General features: G+C 70.0%; 12 protein-coding genes. 7 read left to right on the top strand and 5 right to left on the bottom strand.

Annotation, left to right across the window (positions count from 1 at the left end; translation table 11 throughout):
• Window positions 1-299 precede the first annotated feature (299 nt).
• The 5 genes from ACFWWR_RS30820 (at window position 300) to ACFWWR_RS30800 (ending at window position 6,922) form a co-directional block, all read left to right on the top strand.
• The gene (locus tag ACFWWR_RS30820) at window positions 300-965 is read left to right on the top strand and encodes a hypothetical protein (RefSeq protein WP_383869076.1); all 666 of its coding nucleotides are present in this window, start codon (window positions 300-302) and stop codon (window positions 963-965) included.
• 1,219 nt (window positions 966-2,184) lie between these two features.
• Window positions 2,185-2,748, top strand: coding sequence for a GNAT family N-acetyltransferase (locus tag ACFWWR_RS30815; protein WP_384306625.1), 564 nt, complete (start codon window positions 2,185-2,187; stop codon window positions 2,746-2,748).
• A gap of 293 nt (window positions 2,749-3,041) precedes the next feature.
• Entirely contained in the window at window positions 3,042-3,575 is a 534-nt protein-coding gene (locus ACFWWR_RS30810) for a TerD family protein (RefSeq protein WP_383869071.1), read from the top strand.
• Between the two features lie 989 nt (window positions 3,576-4,564).
• The gene (locus ACFWWR_RS30805) at window positions 4,565-5,623 is read left to right on the top strand and encodes a PucR family transcriptional regulator (protein WP_383869069.1); all 1,059 of its coding nucleotides are present in this window, start codon (window positions 4,565-4,567) and stop codon (window positions 5,621-5,623) included.
• Window positions 5,624-5,731: 108 nt separating this feature from the next.
• Window positions 5,732-6,922: an MFS transporter gene (locus ACFWWR_RS30800; RefSeq protein ID WP_384306622.1), complete on the top strand. Its 1,191-nt coding sequence runs from the start codon at window positions 5,732-5,734 to the stop codon at window positions 6,920-6,922.
• A gap of 65 nt (window positions 6,923-6,987) precedes the next feature.
• On the opposite strand, the gene ACFWWR_RS30795 is transcribed toward ACFWWR_RS30800, so the two are convergent.
• Both ACFWWR_RS30795 and ACFWWR_RS30790 read right to left on the bottom strand, forming a co-directional pair.
• Window positions 6,988-7,911: an RNA polymerase sigma-70 factor gene (locus tag ACFWWR_RS30795; protein WP_384306620.1), complete on the bottom strand. Its 924-nt coding sequence runs from the start codon at window positions 7,909-7,911 to the stop codon at window positions 6,988-6,990.
• A gap of 145 nt (window positions 7,912-8,056) precedes the next feature.
• Window positions 8,057-8,530: a carboxymuconolactone decarboxylase family protein gene (locus tag ACFWWR_RS30790; protein WP_383869060.1), complete on the bottom strand. Its 474-nt coding sequence runs from the start codon at window positions 8,528-8,530 to the stop codon at window positions 8,057-8,059.
• A 202-nt stretch (window positions 8,531-8,732) separates the two neighbouring features.
• Between ACFWWR_RS30790 and ACFWWR_RS30785 the strand changes: the two genes are divergently transcribed.
• Both ACFWWR_RS30785 and ACFWWR_RS30780 read left to right on the top strand, forming a co-directional pair.
• Window positions 8,733-9,173, top strand: coding sequence for a hypothetical protein (locus ACFWWR_RS30785; RefSeq protein ID WP_383869057.1), 441 nt, complete (start codon window positions 8,733-8,735; stop codon window positions 9,171-9,173).
• Window positions 9,174-9,301: 128 nt separating this feature from the next.
• Window positions 9,302-10,606, top strand: coding sequence for an MFS transporter (locus tag ACFWWR_RS30780; RefSeq protein ID WP_384306618.1), 1,305 nt, complete (start codon window positions 9,302-9,304; stop codon window positions 10,604-10,606).
• 275 nt (window positions 10,607-10,881) lie between these two features.
• Here the strand turns inward: ACFWWR_RS30780 and ACFWWR_RS30775 are convergent, their stop codons facing one another.
• The 3 genes from ACFWWR_RS30775 to icmF form a co-directional block, all read right to left on the bottom strand.
• Window positions 10,882-11,433 carry a hypothetical protein gene (locus tag ACFWWR_RS30775; RefSeq protein WP_384306615.1) on the bottom strand — a complete coding sequence of 184 codons (552 nt, stop codon included), beginning with the start codon at window positions 11,431-11,433 and terminating at the stop codon, window positions 10,882-10,884.
• Window positions 11,434-11,721: 288 nt separating this feature from the next.
• Window positions 11,722-12,597 carry a 3-hydroxybutyryl-CoA dehydrogenase gene (locus ACFWWR_RS30770; protein WP_383869049.1) on the bottom strand — a complete coding sequence of 292 codons (876 nt, stop codon included), beginning with the start codon at window positions 12,595-12,597 and terminating at the stop codon, window positions 11,722-11,724.
• Between the two features lie 90 nt (window positions 12,598-12,687).
• The gene (gene icmF / locus ACFWWR_RS30765; RefSeq protein WP_383869046.1) at window positions 12,688-15,933 is read right to left on the bottom strand and encodes a fused isobutyryl-CoA mutase/GTPase IcmF; all 3,246 of its coding nucleotides are present in this window, start codon (window positions 15,931-15,933) and stop codon (window positions 12,688-12,690) included.
• Between the last annotated feature and the right edge of the window lie 36 nt (window positions 15,934-15,969).

The following is a 15,969-nucleotide window of genomic DNA, read 5'->3' as shown; positions in this document are numbered from 1 at the left end:
CCCGTCAACACCCCTTGTCCATAAGGCGGTTGGGAGCCAACGGCACAAGCTCGGACCGTCCTTCATAAGCATCCCGGGCTCACTGCCCGCAGGCTTTGCGCGGCCCACTCCGAGGGGTGAACTCGACTCAGACGCTTCAAGGGATGACACACCTCTTCCGGTTGTCCGTACTATCGCTACGGCAGGGCACTGTGCATGGGGTATGACTGCCGTCCGCAGACATCCGCCCAGGACAACAGCACACACTTGTGTCAGGCCCGTCGACTTCGGCCTCTGGTCGAGGAAAGGTTGTGCGTCCCATGTCTGAGAACGCTTCCGCTACCGAACTGACATCGCAGTACACCGCTCAGGTGAGTGCCGACCTCGAGCGCAACACCAAGGAGCAGGAACGTGTCGGCGCGGAGGTCGCCGCCCTGCAGGAGCAGTTGGCAGCCCTGCAGCGCGATCACCAGGTGCTGGTCAACATCCAGCAGGCCATCGGCACGGAGTCGGCTTCCGCCAAGCCTCTGGCCCCGTCGGACAGTGTCACGGTGCCCGCTCCCCGCAAGAAGACTGCCGCCAAGAAGGCTGCCGCCAAGTCCGGCCCGAGCAAGCGCGCCCGGACGACGAAGACCGCCTCCAAGCCTCGCCCCGCCGCGACGGACAAGCCGGCCGCCGAGAAGCGCGCAGACACCGCCGAAGCAGCCAAGACCGCCCAGCCGACGCTGGTCGACCTGGTCCGCAGTCACCTCTCCGAGCAGAGCGAACCCCGCTCGGCGGCCGAGATCGCCACGGCCCTCGGACAGGCCCATCCCGACCGCAACATCAAGACGACCGTGGTGCGTACCACCCTCGAAGGACTGGTCGCCAGGACCCAGGCGCAGCGCAGCAAGCAGGGCGCATCCGTGTACTACACCGCACCCGACGCGGCGGAGCAGGCGTCTTCGCCGCAGGGTGAGAAGCAGTCCGCCAAAGCCGACGCCTGAGTCCACTTCGCCGATCCGCGCAGGCGGTCGGTGCTCCGCCTGGTCCTGACTGCGACCGCGTCTGCACCACGCTGTCCTGGACGACTTCCGGGACTTCGTGGCGCAAGGTCCGCCCGGACCGCATCGCGGCTTCGTGGCGGGTCGCGTGAGACGGGCAGTTCTCGTACCGGCGATACGACCGCTCACAGGTTGACGTCGAGGGCTCCTCGACAAGCCGGCCGGGGCCAAGCGCCCCTCCGCCGGTGTCGCGCCAGGCTCTGCCAGGGAGGTGCGGACGCCCCTGCTCAGCCTGGACCGGCCCGATGTCCCGTTGGTCGCGCCGCGACGGCCCGCGGACGACGCCGAGGTGGTGACGGAGTGGCGGATGACGGAACCCGCCTGGCAGGCCTGCTCGTCGAGGCCTGCTGACGCGCGATGTGCGGATCCGGTTGCGCCTGGTCCAACGCGACCATCGGCGAGACCTGGGGCTGAGCGTGACTCGATCGCGTGATGCGCCGGCATGCCCGCCTGGGGTGCCGTGCCGGCGTCAGGCACCGGCCCGTGCAGCGTCCTGTGGGCGGTGCAGAGGCCTTGGCAGGTAGCCGGTGCTGGGCGGAGTTCGGTGGCCGGGAGACCGGCAGAGGCGGGCTGATGGCGTACATCCGCTCCCACTGGTTGCTCACCGTCGTCGCCTACCGCCGGCCCGTCCACTGTCACCAGCCCGCGGCGTCGCTGTCAGGGCCGGGCTGCCCGAGAACACTCCGGCAGTCATGACGGCAGCGGCGGGAACCGGCTGCGAGCGGGTCAGGGCCATGGTCCGCTGGACCACTGCGGACGGCTCGACGCACACGGGCAAGGCCTTGATGAACGCCGGTCACGAGGCGAGAGCGACGGTCCAGGTGTGGACGGACTCCCAGGGAACCCTCACGCCGCAGCCCCGGACCGCCGCCCACCAGGCCACCGTATTCGCCGGCTGCGCGGGTACCGCCGCCGTGCCCGTCACGGCGCCGTGGCGTAGGCCGCCGGCCGCCGCGCACGGTCGCGGCTCGACGGGCGAGGCGAGGCGACGCAACGCGACGACCAGCGGGAACGGACGTGGGAACAGGTCGAACCGCAGTGGGTCCGCAGACCCGGGTGACAGAGCCGCTGCCGGACCAAGGGCACAGGACTGTCCCACGGCGGATCTGCCTGAGCCGGACCCGGTGCGTGAAACCGTTCCCCGGTACGTAATACTCCCCTAATGAAGTCGAGCGTTACGCCTGGGAGCGGGCCGACCACGATACGGCGGGCCGTCGCGCGGGACGCCAAACGGCTCACGCGCCTCGTGCGTGGCTCGCGTGCCTATGAAGGGCAGTACGCGGCCATGGTGGCGGACTACCGGGTCGGTCCCGACTACATCGAGACCCACCGTGTGTTCGTAGCGGTCGCCGCCGATGAGCACGAAAGCCGTGTCCTCGGCTTCTACGCGCTCGTCCTCGTCCCGCCGGAGCTCGACCTGATGTTCGTCGCCGACGGAGTACAGGGACGTGGCATCGGACGGCTGCTCGTCGCGCACATGAAGGCCCAGGCCCGCGCCGCCGGGCTCGATCACGTCCGGGTGGTGTCGCATCCTCCCGCCGAGGGCTTCTACCGCAGCGTCGGTGCGGTGCGCACCGGGACCGCGTCCGCGAATCCACCCGCCGTGGTGTGGGACCGTCCCGAGCTCGAGTTCCTCATTCCGCCTGACCCGACAGGGGCGCCTGGCGAGGTCCTCGAGAGCCGTCCGAGAGTGCCGACCGGTACGGGCCCTGGCGGAACGGCGTAGGCACAGGCAGTCGTCCGATCGGCTGCTCTGCGTCCGCGGCGTCGGCGCAGTCGCCTCCCAGCAGGCTCGGCGTCCCGGTGTGAGGTGCCGTCGGCGCGAGACGGTTACGCCGTGCGTTCTCGCGGGCGTACCCACGACGGATTCCTCTCCGGCTCATGGCCGGGTGAGACCGCGACTGCATGCGCGTGAAACGGGATCAGGGGGCTGCAACGGGCTGGCCAGGACCCATACTTGCTTGACAGTGCGGGGGGAAATCGTCCCGTGGTGGCGAAGCGCGAGAGAGGAAGCGGCCCGTGGGCAGCGTCAGCAGGGGACTCGGCAAGGCCGAAGTGAAACTCAAGTGGGACCCGAGCGCCTGGAACCAGCCGCCTCATCATCTCGACATCATCGCCGCGACGTACTCGTCGGACGATCCCTACGGACAGCCGGTGTACGTCGTCCACTTCGACAGCCGCTCACCGGACGGCACGATCAACATGAGCCGGCACAGCCAGACCGGCCAGGGCTTCGGCTTCGTGGAGGCGATGACGCTGGAGTTCGATCGCCTGGCGCCCTCCTTCGCCCGGGTGGTCGTGGGGGTGGCCATCCACCAGAACAGCGGCCCGAAGACGTTCGGCGACATATCGAATGCGGGAGTTCTGGTCCTCGACGGCTATGCGGAACTCCTGAAGGACGACTTCGCGGGGGTCGCCGGATCCACCGCCACGACGGTCGCGGAGTTCGCCAAGGACGCCTCCGGCCGGTGGGAGTTCCACGAGATGGTCCGCGGCTACGACAGCGACCCGATGGTCTTCGCCGTCGAGATGGGCAACGCCCCGCGGTCGTGAACGGGTGACGTCACGGGGATGTACAGCCGATCGTGCCGACCGCGCCGTCAGGGCCGTCCGCGCCTGAAATCGGCGGCAAGGCGCCGCGAGCGCTCGCGGTCAGTCCTTGGCCGGGGCGTCGCGGAGCGGGTCCGTGCGGGACGGGAAACCGGTGTGCTGCCCAGCATGAACGCCGCCGCGCACGTCGCGGGAGTCGCCACCTGTCCTCCCCGGCGACTCGTCGAAGGGAACCGTCGCCCGGGGGCGCCGTGTCGGCTGCCGATCGGTCACCGCCGGGCACGGCGGCTGTGCGCGCGGCCGCCTGCGGCTGGGGTCGCTGCGCCGCGGGCGCGTCGTTTCGAAGCCCAGGGTGAGGGACCGGCCGGTCTACCACCCAGCCGTGAGGCACAGGCCCAGCAGGACCGTGGTGGCGGGCTCGATCAAGTGCCGGCGGCGGCCTGGGGACACGGCGATCGGCTCCTACGCCATCGACCCGAGCCGCACCCCGGCTGCACACCGCCCCCCCCGAACCGCCTGGTGCGCACCCCGTACCCCACACCCGCAGGGCCAGGCCGAACTTCGCGGCCACCGGCCACGACTTGGGACGCGGTCCGCAGACGCGCAGGTCAGGCAGGAAAAAGCGGGTAATGGCTGCCGGAATCTGGCAATGACCGCTGCAGTCGGCACGAGGGCATCCCTATGGCGTGTCGGCAACGACCGCGGGGGGGCGGCCTGACTCCAGCTCTGGGTCTCGGCATCACAGGCCTCGTCCTGCCGGTGCTCGAGCTCGCCTTCAACGGTGTCCTCGCGCAGCTCTTCCCGGGCTCGATTCCCGGTGCCGGCACCTGCCGGTGTCCGGCACCGGGAATCATCCGTGCTCCCCGCGGACCATGTTGCACGATCGGATCCCGGCAACGCATTGCCGGATCCCGGCAGTGTTCCATAGGGTCTGTATGCCGGTCGCAGTCAATAAATCGTCACCGGCGCGTCAAAGAATCCGGGGGGACGACGTGGTGGACGGGGAGATTCCCGAGCGGTATCTCGAGGGCTACGACCGCATTCTGGCCGGCGTGGCGGCTACCGGTCGGCGCCTCACCCGTGACGAGATCGCCTCCCGCCGCGCCCTGGGGGAACAGGCCGCGGAGGCCGGCCACGGGCTGCGCACCCTGGTCAGCGTGCACCTGACCGCCGCTCGCACGGCCTGGCCGAGCACGTCGGGCTCGGCCGACGGCGCGCTCGCCGCCGTGCAGCAGATCATCGACGCCTTCGCCGAGGGATACGAACGCGCCCAGCGCCTCGCCGTGCGTCAAGAGGAGGCCGCCCGCCGCGAGTTCATCGACGATCTCCTCTACGGCCGCAGCGATCTGGGCCGCCTCGCCGAACGCGCGGAGCGCTTCGGGCTTCGTTTCTCCCACGCCCACGCCGTCGCCGTCGCGCAGGGCCCGACAGCCTACGACGAGGGCGACCCCGTGCCCCGGCAGGTGGAACGCACCCTCATCGCCCGCTTCGGTGACCGCAACGTCCTGCTCACCACCAAGGACGGCCGCCTGCTGTGCATCGCCCCGGGTCACCACGACGAAATCCTCACCTACTTCGCCAAGCAGGCGCACGCCGCCACCGGCGGCGGCCGGGTCGCACTCGGCCGCCCCCAGCCCGGCCCCGGCGGCGTCGTCCACTCCTACGAGGAGGCACTCAACGCCCTCGAACTGGCCGAGCGCCTCGACCTCGACGACCCGGTCCTGCGCGCCGCCGACCTGCTTGTCTACCCCGTCCTCACCCGTGACCGGCAGGCCATGGCCGACCTGGTCGTGGACACTCTGGGCCCGCTCACCGCGGCTCGCGGCGGCGCCCAGCCCCTCCTCGACACGCTCACGGCGTACTTCGACTCCGGCTGCGTGGCCGCCGAGGCCGCCCGCCGCCTCACCCTCAGCGTGCGCGCGCTGACGTACCGCCTGGAACGCATCCGCAAACTCACCGGCGCCAACCCCGCCGACCCCGCCCACCGTTACATGCTCCAGACAGCGGTCATCGGTGCTCGCCTGCTGGACTGGCCCGCCAAGGACCTCTGACGCCGGCCGGTCGGCGGTGGGGTCGGTCCCCTTCGACGCGCCCGTACTGGCGGCTCGCCGGGCACGCCTGGCCGGATCGGTACGGCCTGCGGGGTTACGGTCGGCGGCATGGATGGTGATCGCCGAGGGTGGCGCCAGTGTCTGCTCGGCGGGGCGGTGTTCGCCGTGTGCATGGCCGGCACCACGCTGCCGACGCCCCTTTACGGCCTGTACCAGGAGAAGTTCGGCTTCTCCGAGCTGACGGTGACCGTCGTGTACGCCGTGTACGCCTTCGGGGTCATCGGCGTGCTCCTGCTGGCGGGCAACGCCTCGGACGCCATGGGCAGACGGCCTGTGCTGCTGTGGGGCCTGGGATTCGCGGCGGCGAGTGCCGTCTGCTTCCTGTGCGCAGCGGGGCTGGGCTGGCTGTACGCGGGTCGACTGCTGTCGGGCCTGTCTGCCGGCCTGTTCACCGGGGCTGCCACGGCGTACGTGATGGAGTTGGCACCGTACGCAGGCGCCTCCCGGGCCACGTTCGTGGCGACCGCCGCCAACATGGGCGGGCTCGGCTGCGGTCCACTGCTCGCCGGAGTGCTCGCTCAGTACGCCGCCTGGCCGCTGCATCTGCCGTTCGCCGTACACCTGGCCCTGGTGGCCTGCTCGGCCGCCGTCCTGCTGCGGCTTCCGGAGACCGTGCGGGAGCGCCGGCCGCTGAGCACCGTACGGCCGCAACGGCCCGGTCTGCCCGCGGAGGTGCGGCCGGTGTTCGGGCCGGCGGCGATCGCCTCTTTCGTGGGCTTCGCGTTGTTCGGAGTGTTCACGTCGGTCAGCCCAGCGTTCCTTGCGGAGTCCCTGAACGTGCACAACCATGCCGTGAGCGGGTTGGTCGTCGCCCTGGCCTTCTTCTCCTCGACGGCCGGGCAGGTGGCCGTCGGCCGCATCGGGTTGGGGCGATCGCTGCCACTGGGCTGCGCCGGGCTCTTCGCCGGGCTGGCACTGCTCGCCGGTGCGCTGCGGTGGGACCTGCTGCCGCTGGTGGTGCTCAGCGCGGTCGTCGGCGGGGCGGGCCAGGGCTTGGCGTTTCGCGGTGCGCTGTCCGCAGTCGCGCAGGCGTCTCCCGAGGACCGTCGGGCGGCAGTGATCTCGACGCTGTTCGTGGTGGCCTACGCGGGTATCTCGGTGCCGGTGATCGGTGTGGGAGTACTGACAGGTCCGATCGGCCTGGAGGGCGCCGGGCTGGTGTTCATCGCGTGTATGGCCGTCCTGGTCTCGATCGCGGCCCTCTACCTGCTCAGGCGGCCGGTGCCGGCGAGGACGTGAGTGCGCCCCCGGGGCGGCTGACATGAGCCGACGGTGAACGAACCGACCCACGCCGGGTCCCGAGGTCACCTCGACCGCTGTCGGGCCCGCTTCGCCTCGCGGTCGACAGCCCACGCGTCGGCGACCGGCCCGAGGTGGTCGAGCTTGTCGGGGTTGAGCACCGAGCGGATGGTCTGGATCCGCCCGTCGAGTACATCGAGGACCAGGATGGTGAGCACCTTGCCGTCCCGGTCGCGGAAGATCGCTCCGGGCTGGCCGTTGACCTCGTGCGGTTCGAAGGTCACGTCGACCCGGGCCATCCAGGGGATGACGGAAGCGAGCAGCCGGGCCACGTTCTGGGCGCCGATGACGGCCTTGGCCAGTTGCGGGGCCTTGCCGCCGGCGTCCCCGACCATCGACACGTCGGCGGCGAGCAGGTCCCGCAGGCCGGCCACGTCGCCTTCGCGGAGGGCGTCGACGAACCGCGTCGCCAGCTCATGCCGCTCCTGACGGTTCGCTTCGAAGCGTGGCCGTCCGGCCTGCATGTGCTTCCGCGCGCGTACGAGCAGCTGCCGGCACGCCGCCTCCGACCGCCCCACCGCCGAGGCGATCTCGTCGAAGCCAAAACCGAACACCTCCCGCAGCACGAACACCGACCGTTCCAGCGGGCTGAGCCGCTCCAGGAGCAGCAGCGCCGCCATCGACACCGACTCGGCCAGCTCCGCCGAGCGTGCCGGATCCTGATAGGGATCGGTGAGCAGCGGCTCGGGGAACCACGGCCCGACGTACTCCTCCCGCCTCACCCGTGCGGAGCGCAGCACGTCGATCGAGATCCGCGTCACCGTGGCGGACAGGAAAGCCTTGGTCGACGTGGGCCGGGTCGCCGAGCCGTCGAAGCGCAGCCAGGTCTCCTGGACCGCGTCCTCGGCCTCACCCACGCTGCCCAGAATCCGGTAGGCGATCGAGAACAGCAGCGGCCGCAGCTCCTCGAACTCCTCGACCTTGCTCACGCCGTCTCCCCCTCGCAGTCCTCCCGCCCGACGGTCCGCGCGGGCTTTTTTCCGGTGATCATCCGTTCCACCGGCGGCGCAGGGCAAGGCCCCGTGCCGAGGGCCCGGAGCCCACGCCGGGCCCGGGCCGGTTGCCGACGCTCGTTCAGTGGAACTGCCCGGCCTTGTAGTCGCCAGCCGGCTGCTGCGTGATGATGTTCAGCCGGTTCACCGTGTTCATGAAGGACACCAGGATCACCAGGGCGGTGAGCTGCTCCTCGTCGTAGTGCTCGGCGGCACGCGCCCAGACTTCGTCGCTGACCCCGACGGCCGCGTCCGCGACCCGGGTCCCCTGCTCCGCCAGCTCCAGCGCGACACGTTCGGCCTCGGTGAAGACCGTGGCCTCCCGCCACGCCACCACCAGGTTCAGCCGCACCGGGTCCTCCCCGGCAGCGACGGCCTCCTTGGTGTGCATGTCGATGCAGGCGGCGCAGCCGTTGATCTGACTCACGCGAAGCGCCACCAGCTCCTGTGTCGCAGCCGGCAGCGGCGATTCCTTGAGCGCCTTGCCCGCCGACATGAAGTACTTGAGGGCCTTGCCGGCAATCGGGCTGGCGAAGTAGTTCAGTCGCGCGTCCATGGTGTGCTCCTCCGTGGTCGTCAGTGGCTACATCCCCTGAGACGAGACAGCCCGACGCCCTGTGACACGGACGCTTGTGACCCACGTCTCCCCCATTGCCGGGAGACCCTCCGAGCGGGCGCAGCCGACCCCGATCGATCAGGCCTCGCACGGCTGAGCGGATACTGAGGCGTTCCGTCAGTGCTCACGCCCGGGAGGGGCTGTGGCAGACACAAGTTCCGGCATCTTCGTGCTTGTTCTCCTGGTCGGGGTGAGCATGATCTGCGTGTGGGCGGCGTGGCTTCACTGGACCGACTCCGACCGGGCGCCCGAGATACCGGCGTACCGGCTTTCGCAGAGCCCGTCGGTCGTCAGGGGGCATGAACGCGGCGTCGTCGCCCTCGCGGGGTGGCTGGTGTGCATGACGACCGGGGGCATCATCGGTGCCCTCGGCGCCGGGCCCGTTCATGACCTTGTCACCGCGTCCTTCATCCTGGGCTCGTTCCCGTTGCTGATGCTGCACGCCACGATCACCTGGTTCAACCGGCCGAAGTTCCTGGTACCGCCTCACCGGCGCGACGAGACCGGCTCGGTGACCGAGTGGTGGCGTCGCCGCAGGGATCACCGCGCGGCACACCAGACGGCTGCGCGACGAGATGCCTGAGCATTCTCGCGGCCTGATCGAGGCACAGTGCCGGACTCGTGCTCGCGCTGTTCCCGGAGAAGTACCGGCCGAACCCCACGGCGAAACCCGCTTGATGGATCCCGCGCGCGCTGGCAACGTCGCCCCTCGTGCCTGAAGCAGATGCGCCGGGAAATCGGGACCCCGCACCCTCCCAAAACGATGCGACACCACCGTCCAGGACCAGTCTGGCGTCCGGGCAGCCGCTCCGCTCCCCCGCCTTCCGGTGGTTTCTCGCCGGCTGGTCGATCTCCATGGTCGGCAGCGCCATGTCACCCGTCGCGCTGGCGTTCGGTGTCCTGGAGGTCGCCGACAGCGCCGCATGGCTGTCCGCGGTCCTCACCGCCTCCATGGTCCCGATGATCGCGACGATGATCCTCGGCGGCGGCATAGCCGACCGCTATCGCCGCGACACCGTACTGCGGCTTTCCAGCCTGGGCGCCGGCATCAGTCAGGCCGCCGTGGCGGTCCTCCTTCTCACCCACCAACACCCCGCGCTCCTGCTGCCGTTGTCCGCCTTCAACGGCGTCTTCCAGGCACTGACCACCCCTGCGTTGCGCGGCATCGTCCCGCAGTTGGCGAGCGGACGCGGCATCCAGCAGGCCAACTCCCTGCTGGCTTCCGCCAGGAACACCACCCGGATGGTCGGACCGACCGTTGCCGGTCTGCTGACCGTCTCCGTCGGAGGCGGCTGGGCGATCGCCGCCGACGCCGCGTCCTTCCTCCTGGCAGCGGTCTGCTTCGCCCGGATCTCGCTGCCCGGCCTGCCGCCCCGCGCCAAGGACGGCCCGACGATGCTGGGCGAACTGCGGCAGGGCTGGGACTACTTCAGCTCCAAGCCCTGGATCTGGTCGGTGACGCTGGCCTTCGCCGTCTTCAACGTCGGCAACATGGGCATCTGGCAGATCCTCGGCCCGGTGATCGCCGACGACACCATCGGCGCCGACGGCTGGGGCCTGGTGCTGAGCGCCCGCGGCGCCGGGTCACTGCTCGCCACCATGGTGATGGTGAAGCTGACGGTACGGCGGCCGATGGTGCCGGCTTTGTCCTCGATGACCCTGGCCGCCGTCCCGCTGATCCTCCTCGGTACCGGTGCGAACACCTTCTGGCTGGCCACGGCAGCATTCGCCGCCGGGTTGGCCGCCGAGTTCTTCACCGTCGTGTGGTCGACGGTCTGGCACATCCACATTCCGGAACGACTGAGCTCCCGGGTCAGCGCCTACGACGAGTTCGGATCGTTCGCCTCGATCCCCGTCGGCCAGCTGTCCGCCCCGCTCCTCGCCGCGGCGTTCGGCGCGGCGGCGGTGGCCGTCACCGGAGGCGCCGTGATGGCGGCCGCCATGCTGCTGCCCCTGCTCCTGCCGTCACTACGGCGAATCGAACTGAACACCCCCACAGCAGACCCAGAACGGTAGGACAAGCCGAGTGGTGATGCACGGTAGGACGATCCGAGTGGTGATGCGGTGAAGTGTCGGCCGGCGATCGCTCGCCGATCCCGCGGGAGACGGCAGCTTCGGCGGTCAGGCGGCGAGGGAGCACCCACCGCTGTGCATCACGGCGCCGGCCTCGGCGATCCTGGTGCGCCACGAAACGTATGTGGACTCGCTCAACGTTGGAGTCTTTCCGGGCAACGGCCGCGCGTGACCTCCGACTGCCCGCCGCGCTGGACATGCCTCCGGATTGCTGGCGGTCAGGCCTCTGAGGAGTGCGGAGAGCGGGCGAAGGCATCGAGCGCCGCGAAGTCGGCTTCGAGCAGGCCCCGGCGAGCGTCGACATGGTGGAGAAGCGCGAAACCGTCGTGGTACGCGGAGACGTAGGCGCGGTCGGTCTGGCCCAGGTCGTCATCGACCCAGGCGAAGGGGCGGCCGGCGGCGTGGGCGACGAGATGGCGGGTCTTCCAGAAGGTCCCGCGCGGCCCGGCGTCGTGCATCGTCGGCCACTCCACGACAGGCAGTTCGGGAAGGCCGAGGACGGGTGCGATGAAGGTGTTCGCGTCCGTCCCCCAGGTAGTGGCCCACACCAGGTCGTACGTGTCGCCGAGTTGCAGAAGGCGAGGGCCGTGATCAGGGTTGAGCCACACCCGAAGAGGCTTCACATGGGCCAGTGGTGTGCCGGGGTGTTGAGCAATCCAGCCCTCGGGCTTCATCCGGTGGGTTGTGTAGCCTTCCGGACGGCGCTCCGGCTTCGCCGCAAAGGGGTTCAGCGGACCGTCCACGTCCAGGTAGAGCAGAGGTCGGTGCACCAGACGCTCCTCTCCCCACCTGCCGGTCAGGGTCGTGACGAGCGTAGCCTCGCGCCGAGTTACCGGCACCTGAGTTGGCACCCATGGTGCGGACGGAGCCGACAGGGCGTTGTCCGTAACCACCGCTGACAGCGCGCCGCGTCGGGCTACCAAGGGCAAAAGAGGACGGAAGGCGGTTGAACGTGACGCGCAACGAGGTCAGCGGAGTGCACTTGGCCCCGGCACTCCGCCCTCAGGATGCGGCAAGTCGCCTCACCCCTTGCCGTCTGCTCGTCGCCGTCTACATCCTCACTGGCGCGCGGTGTGGTCATAGAACCCGTGGCCGCTCTTGCGGCCCAGGCGGCCGGCGGCGACCATGCGGCGCAGGAGAGCGGGAGGCGCGTACAGCGGTTCCTTGAACTCCTCGTACATCGACTCCGCCACCGCCTGTGCGGTGTCGAGACCGATGAGGTCGAGCAGGCGCAGGGGGCCCATGGGGTGGGCGCAGCCCAGTTCCATGCCTCGGTCGATGTCCTGCGCAGTCGCGGAGCCGGCCTCGACCATGCGGACGGCGGCGAGCAGATAGGGCACGAGGAGTGCGTTGACCACGAAGCCGGAGCGGTCGGTCGCCTCGACGACCTCCTTGCCCAGGGCTTCGGAGGCGAAGGCCCGGGCCCGTGCCAGGGTGTCGGGACTTGTCGTGAGGGCCGGGATGATCTCGACCAGGGACTGCACGGGTACGGGGTTGAAGAAGTGGATGCCCAGGACATGGGCGGGCCGCTGGGTCGCCACCGCCAGGTCGACGATGGGGATCGACGAGGTGTTGGTGGCCAGGATGGCTTCGGGGTCCGTGACGACCTGGTCGAGGGTTTTCAGGACGCCGGTTTTCAGGTCACGGTTCTCGGCGACGGCCTCGATCACGAACTGCCGGTCGGCCATGGCTTTGAGGTCGTCGGTGAAGGTCAGGCGGGAGCGTGCGCCGTCCCGTGCCGCCTCGGTGATCTTGCCGTGCCGCAGCCCACGGTCGAGGGAGGCCTCGACGCGTCGGCGGCCGGCCTCGGCGGCGTCGGCGGACGACTCGGCGACCAGTACGTCGATGCCGCTGCCGCTGAGGGCGGCGACCTCGGCGATGCCGGAGCCCATGAGACCGCAGCCGACGACACCGAGACGCGAGACAGTTTCCATGCGGGTGGCCTTTGCTTGGGACGAAGAGATGAAGGAGCGGAGGGGCGAAGGAGCGGAAAGAGGGTGGACAGGCGTGTGTGCCCGGCGTGCTCAGACGTTGCGGCGGTACTCGCCGCCCACTTCGAAGAACGCCTCGGTGATCTGCTGGAGTGAGCACACCCGGGCGGCGTCCATCAGTACGGCGAAGGCGTTCTCGCCGCTGGTGGCCGCACGCTTGAGTTCGGTGATGGCGGCTTCCGCCTCGGCGCGATGACGTCCGCGGAAGTCCTCGACGCGGGCGAGCTGCGACTGCTTCTCCCCCTCGGTGGCGCGGGCCAGTTCCACCGCGCCGTGCTCGCTGTCACCGCCGGGCTTGCGGAAGGTGTTGACGCCGATGATCGGCAGCGTGCCGTCGTGCTTGCGCTGTTCGTAGAGCATCGACTCGTCCTGGATGCGGCCGCGCTGGTAGCCGGTCTCCATGGCACCGAGGACTCCGCCGCGCTCGCTGATGCGCTCGAACTCGGTGAGTACGGCCTCTTCGACGAGGTCGGTGAGTTCGTCGATGATGTACGAGCCCTGCAGCGGGTTCTCGTTCATCGCGAGGCCCCACTCGCGGTTGATGATGAGCTGGATGGCGAGGGCCCGGCGGACGGAGTCCTCGGTGGGGGTGGTGACGGCCTCGTCGTAGGCGTTGGTGTGCAGGCTGTTGCAGTTGTCGTAGATCGCGATGAGCGCCTGCAGGGTGGTGCGGATGTCGTTGAAGTCCATCTCCTGGGCGTGCAGGGAGCGGCCCGAGGTCTGGACGTGGTACTTGAGCTTCTGGCTGCGCTCCCCCGCCCCGTACTTCTCGCGCATGGCCACCGCCCAGATGCGGCGGGCGACCCGGCCGAGCACGGTGTACTCGGGGTCCATGCCGTTGGAGAAGAAGAAGGACAGGTTGGGCGCGAAGTCGTCGACGGACATGCCGCGGGCGAGGTACGCCTCGACGTAGGTGAAGCCGTTGGTGAGGGTGAAGGCGAGCTGGCTGATGGGGTTCGCGCCGGCCTCGGCGATGTGGTAGCCGGAGATGGACACCGAGTAGAAGTTGCGCACTCCCTGCTCGATGAACCACTCCTGGATGTCGGCCATCATCCGCAGGCTGAACTCGGTGGAGAACAGGCAGGTGTTCTGGCCCTGGTCCTCCTTGAGGATGTCGGCCTGGACCGTGCCCCGGGTGTTCTGCAGGACGTAGGACCGGATCTCCCGGCTCTCCTCGGCGCTCGGTTCGCGGCCGTGTTCGGCGGTGAAGGCGTCGAGCCGCTGGTCGATGGCCGTGTTGAGGAAGAAGGCCAGGACGGTGGGGGCCGGGCCGTTGATGGTCATGGAGACCGAGGTGGTGGGGGACGTGAGGTCGAAGCCCGCGTAGAGCGCCTTCATGTCGTCGAGGGTGGCCACGGAGACGCCCGAGGTGCCGACCTTGCCGTAGATGTCGGGGCGCAGGGCCGGGTCGTGGCCGTAGAGGGTGACCGAGTCGAAGGCGGTCGACAGCCGGGTGGCCTCGCTGTCCTTGGACAGATAGCGGAAGCGGCGGTTGGTGCGCTGGGGGTCGCCCTCGCCGGCGAACATCCGGGCCGGGTCCTCACCCTCGCGCTTGAACGGGAACACGCCGGCGGTGAAGGGGAAGCGGCCGGGCAGGTTCTCCGCGCGCAGGAAGCGCAGCAGTTCACCGTGGTCCGTGTAGCGGGGCAGGGCCACCCGGGGGACGAGGTTGCCGGACAGTGACTCGCGGACCAGAGCGGTGCGCTGCTCCCGGCCGCGGGTGACGGTGATCAGTTCCTCGCCCGAGTACGCCTGTACGGTCTCCGGCCACTCCTCCAGCAGGTGGCGCGTGGACGCGTCGAGGCCGTCCTCGGCGTCGGCGAGCAGTTTCTCGACGTCGGCGGTGGGTGCTTCGATTGCGGTCAGTTCGTCGCGTACGGCGGTCAGGCGCTGGACGCGTCGGGCGGCGTCGGCCTGCGTGGCGGTGTCGGCGTGATAGCCGCGTACGGTCTCGGCGATCTCGGCGAGGTAGCGCACCCGGGTGGTGGGCACGATCTGCGCGGCGCCGCTGGAGTGGCGTACGTCGGTCACCGGAAGGGTGCCGGGGCCGGCCGGGAGGCCGTGTTCGGTGAGCAGGCCGAGCAGGTGCTGGTACAGGGCGGTGACGCCGTCGTCGTTGAAGGTGGCGGCGCTGGTGCCGTAGACCGGCATGTCCTCGGGGCGGGAGGCGAACGCCTCGCGGTTGCGCACCAGTTGGCGGGCCACGTCGCGCATCGCGTCCGCCGCGCCACGCCGTTCGAACTTGTTGATGGCGACGACGTCGGCGAAGTCCAGCATGTCGATCTTCTCGAGCTGGGAGGCGGCGCCGAACTCGGGTGTCATGACGTACAGCGAGACGTCGGAGTACGGGGCGATGGCGGCGTCGCCCTGTCCGATGCCGGGGGTCTCCACGATCACCAGGTCGTATCCGGCGGCCTTGCAGGCGGCGATGGAGTCGGTCAGGCCTTCGGGGAGTTCGTGGTGGCCGCGGGTGGCGAGGGACCGGAAGAAGACCCGGTCGCCGTCGAGGCTGTTCATCCGGATCCGGTCGCCGAGCAGGGCGCCGCCGCCGCGCCGTCTGGTCGGGTCGACGGCGAGGACCGCCACGCGCAGCTTGTCCTGCTGGTCGACGCGCAGCCGCCGGACGAGTTCGTCGGTGAGGGAGGACTTGCCCGCGCCGCCGGTGCCGGTGATGCCGAGGACCGGTACGGAGCGGGCGGCCGCGGCGCGGCGGAGCGCGTCAAGGTCCTCGTCCGGGACGGTGACCGTCTGCAGGGCGCTGAGCAGCCGGGCGAGCGCGGGGCGTTCGCCGGCGAGTACGGCGGTGAGCTGGGCGGGGGCATCCTGCCAGGGAGCCGAGTCGCACTCCCTGATGATGGTGTTGATCATGCCGGTGAGGCCGAGGCGCTGCCCGTCCTCCGGGGAGAAGATGCGCACTCCGGCGTCGGCGAGCCGCTGGATCTCCTCGGGGACGATCACTCCTCCCCCGCCGCCGAAGACCTTCACATGACCGGCGCCGCGTTCGCGGAGGAGTTCGGCGAGGTATTCGAAGTACTCGACGTGGCCGCCCTGGTAGGAGCTGACGGCCACCCCCTGGACGTCCTCCTCCAGGGCGGCGTCGACGACCTCGCCCACCGAGCGGTTGTGGCCGAGGTGGATGACCTCGGCCCCCTGCGCCTGGAGGATGCGCCGCATGATGTTGATCGAGGCGTCATGGCCGTCGAAGAGGCTGGACGCGGTGACGAGGCGCACCGGGTGCTGCGCTTGGTGGAGCTGCGGTGTGCTGGTGCCATCGCTCACGGTGTGTTCTCCGGACGGCCTGCCCGTGGGGACGGG

The organism is Streptomyces sp. NPDC058678 (assembly GCF_042714835.1).
Classification (GTDB): domain Bacteria; phylum Actinomycetota; class Actinomycetes; order Streptomycetales; family Streptomycetaceae; genus Streptomyces.
This window is presented reverse-complemented; position numbering and strand designations above follow the sequence as displayed.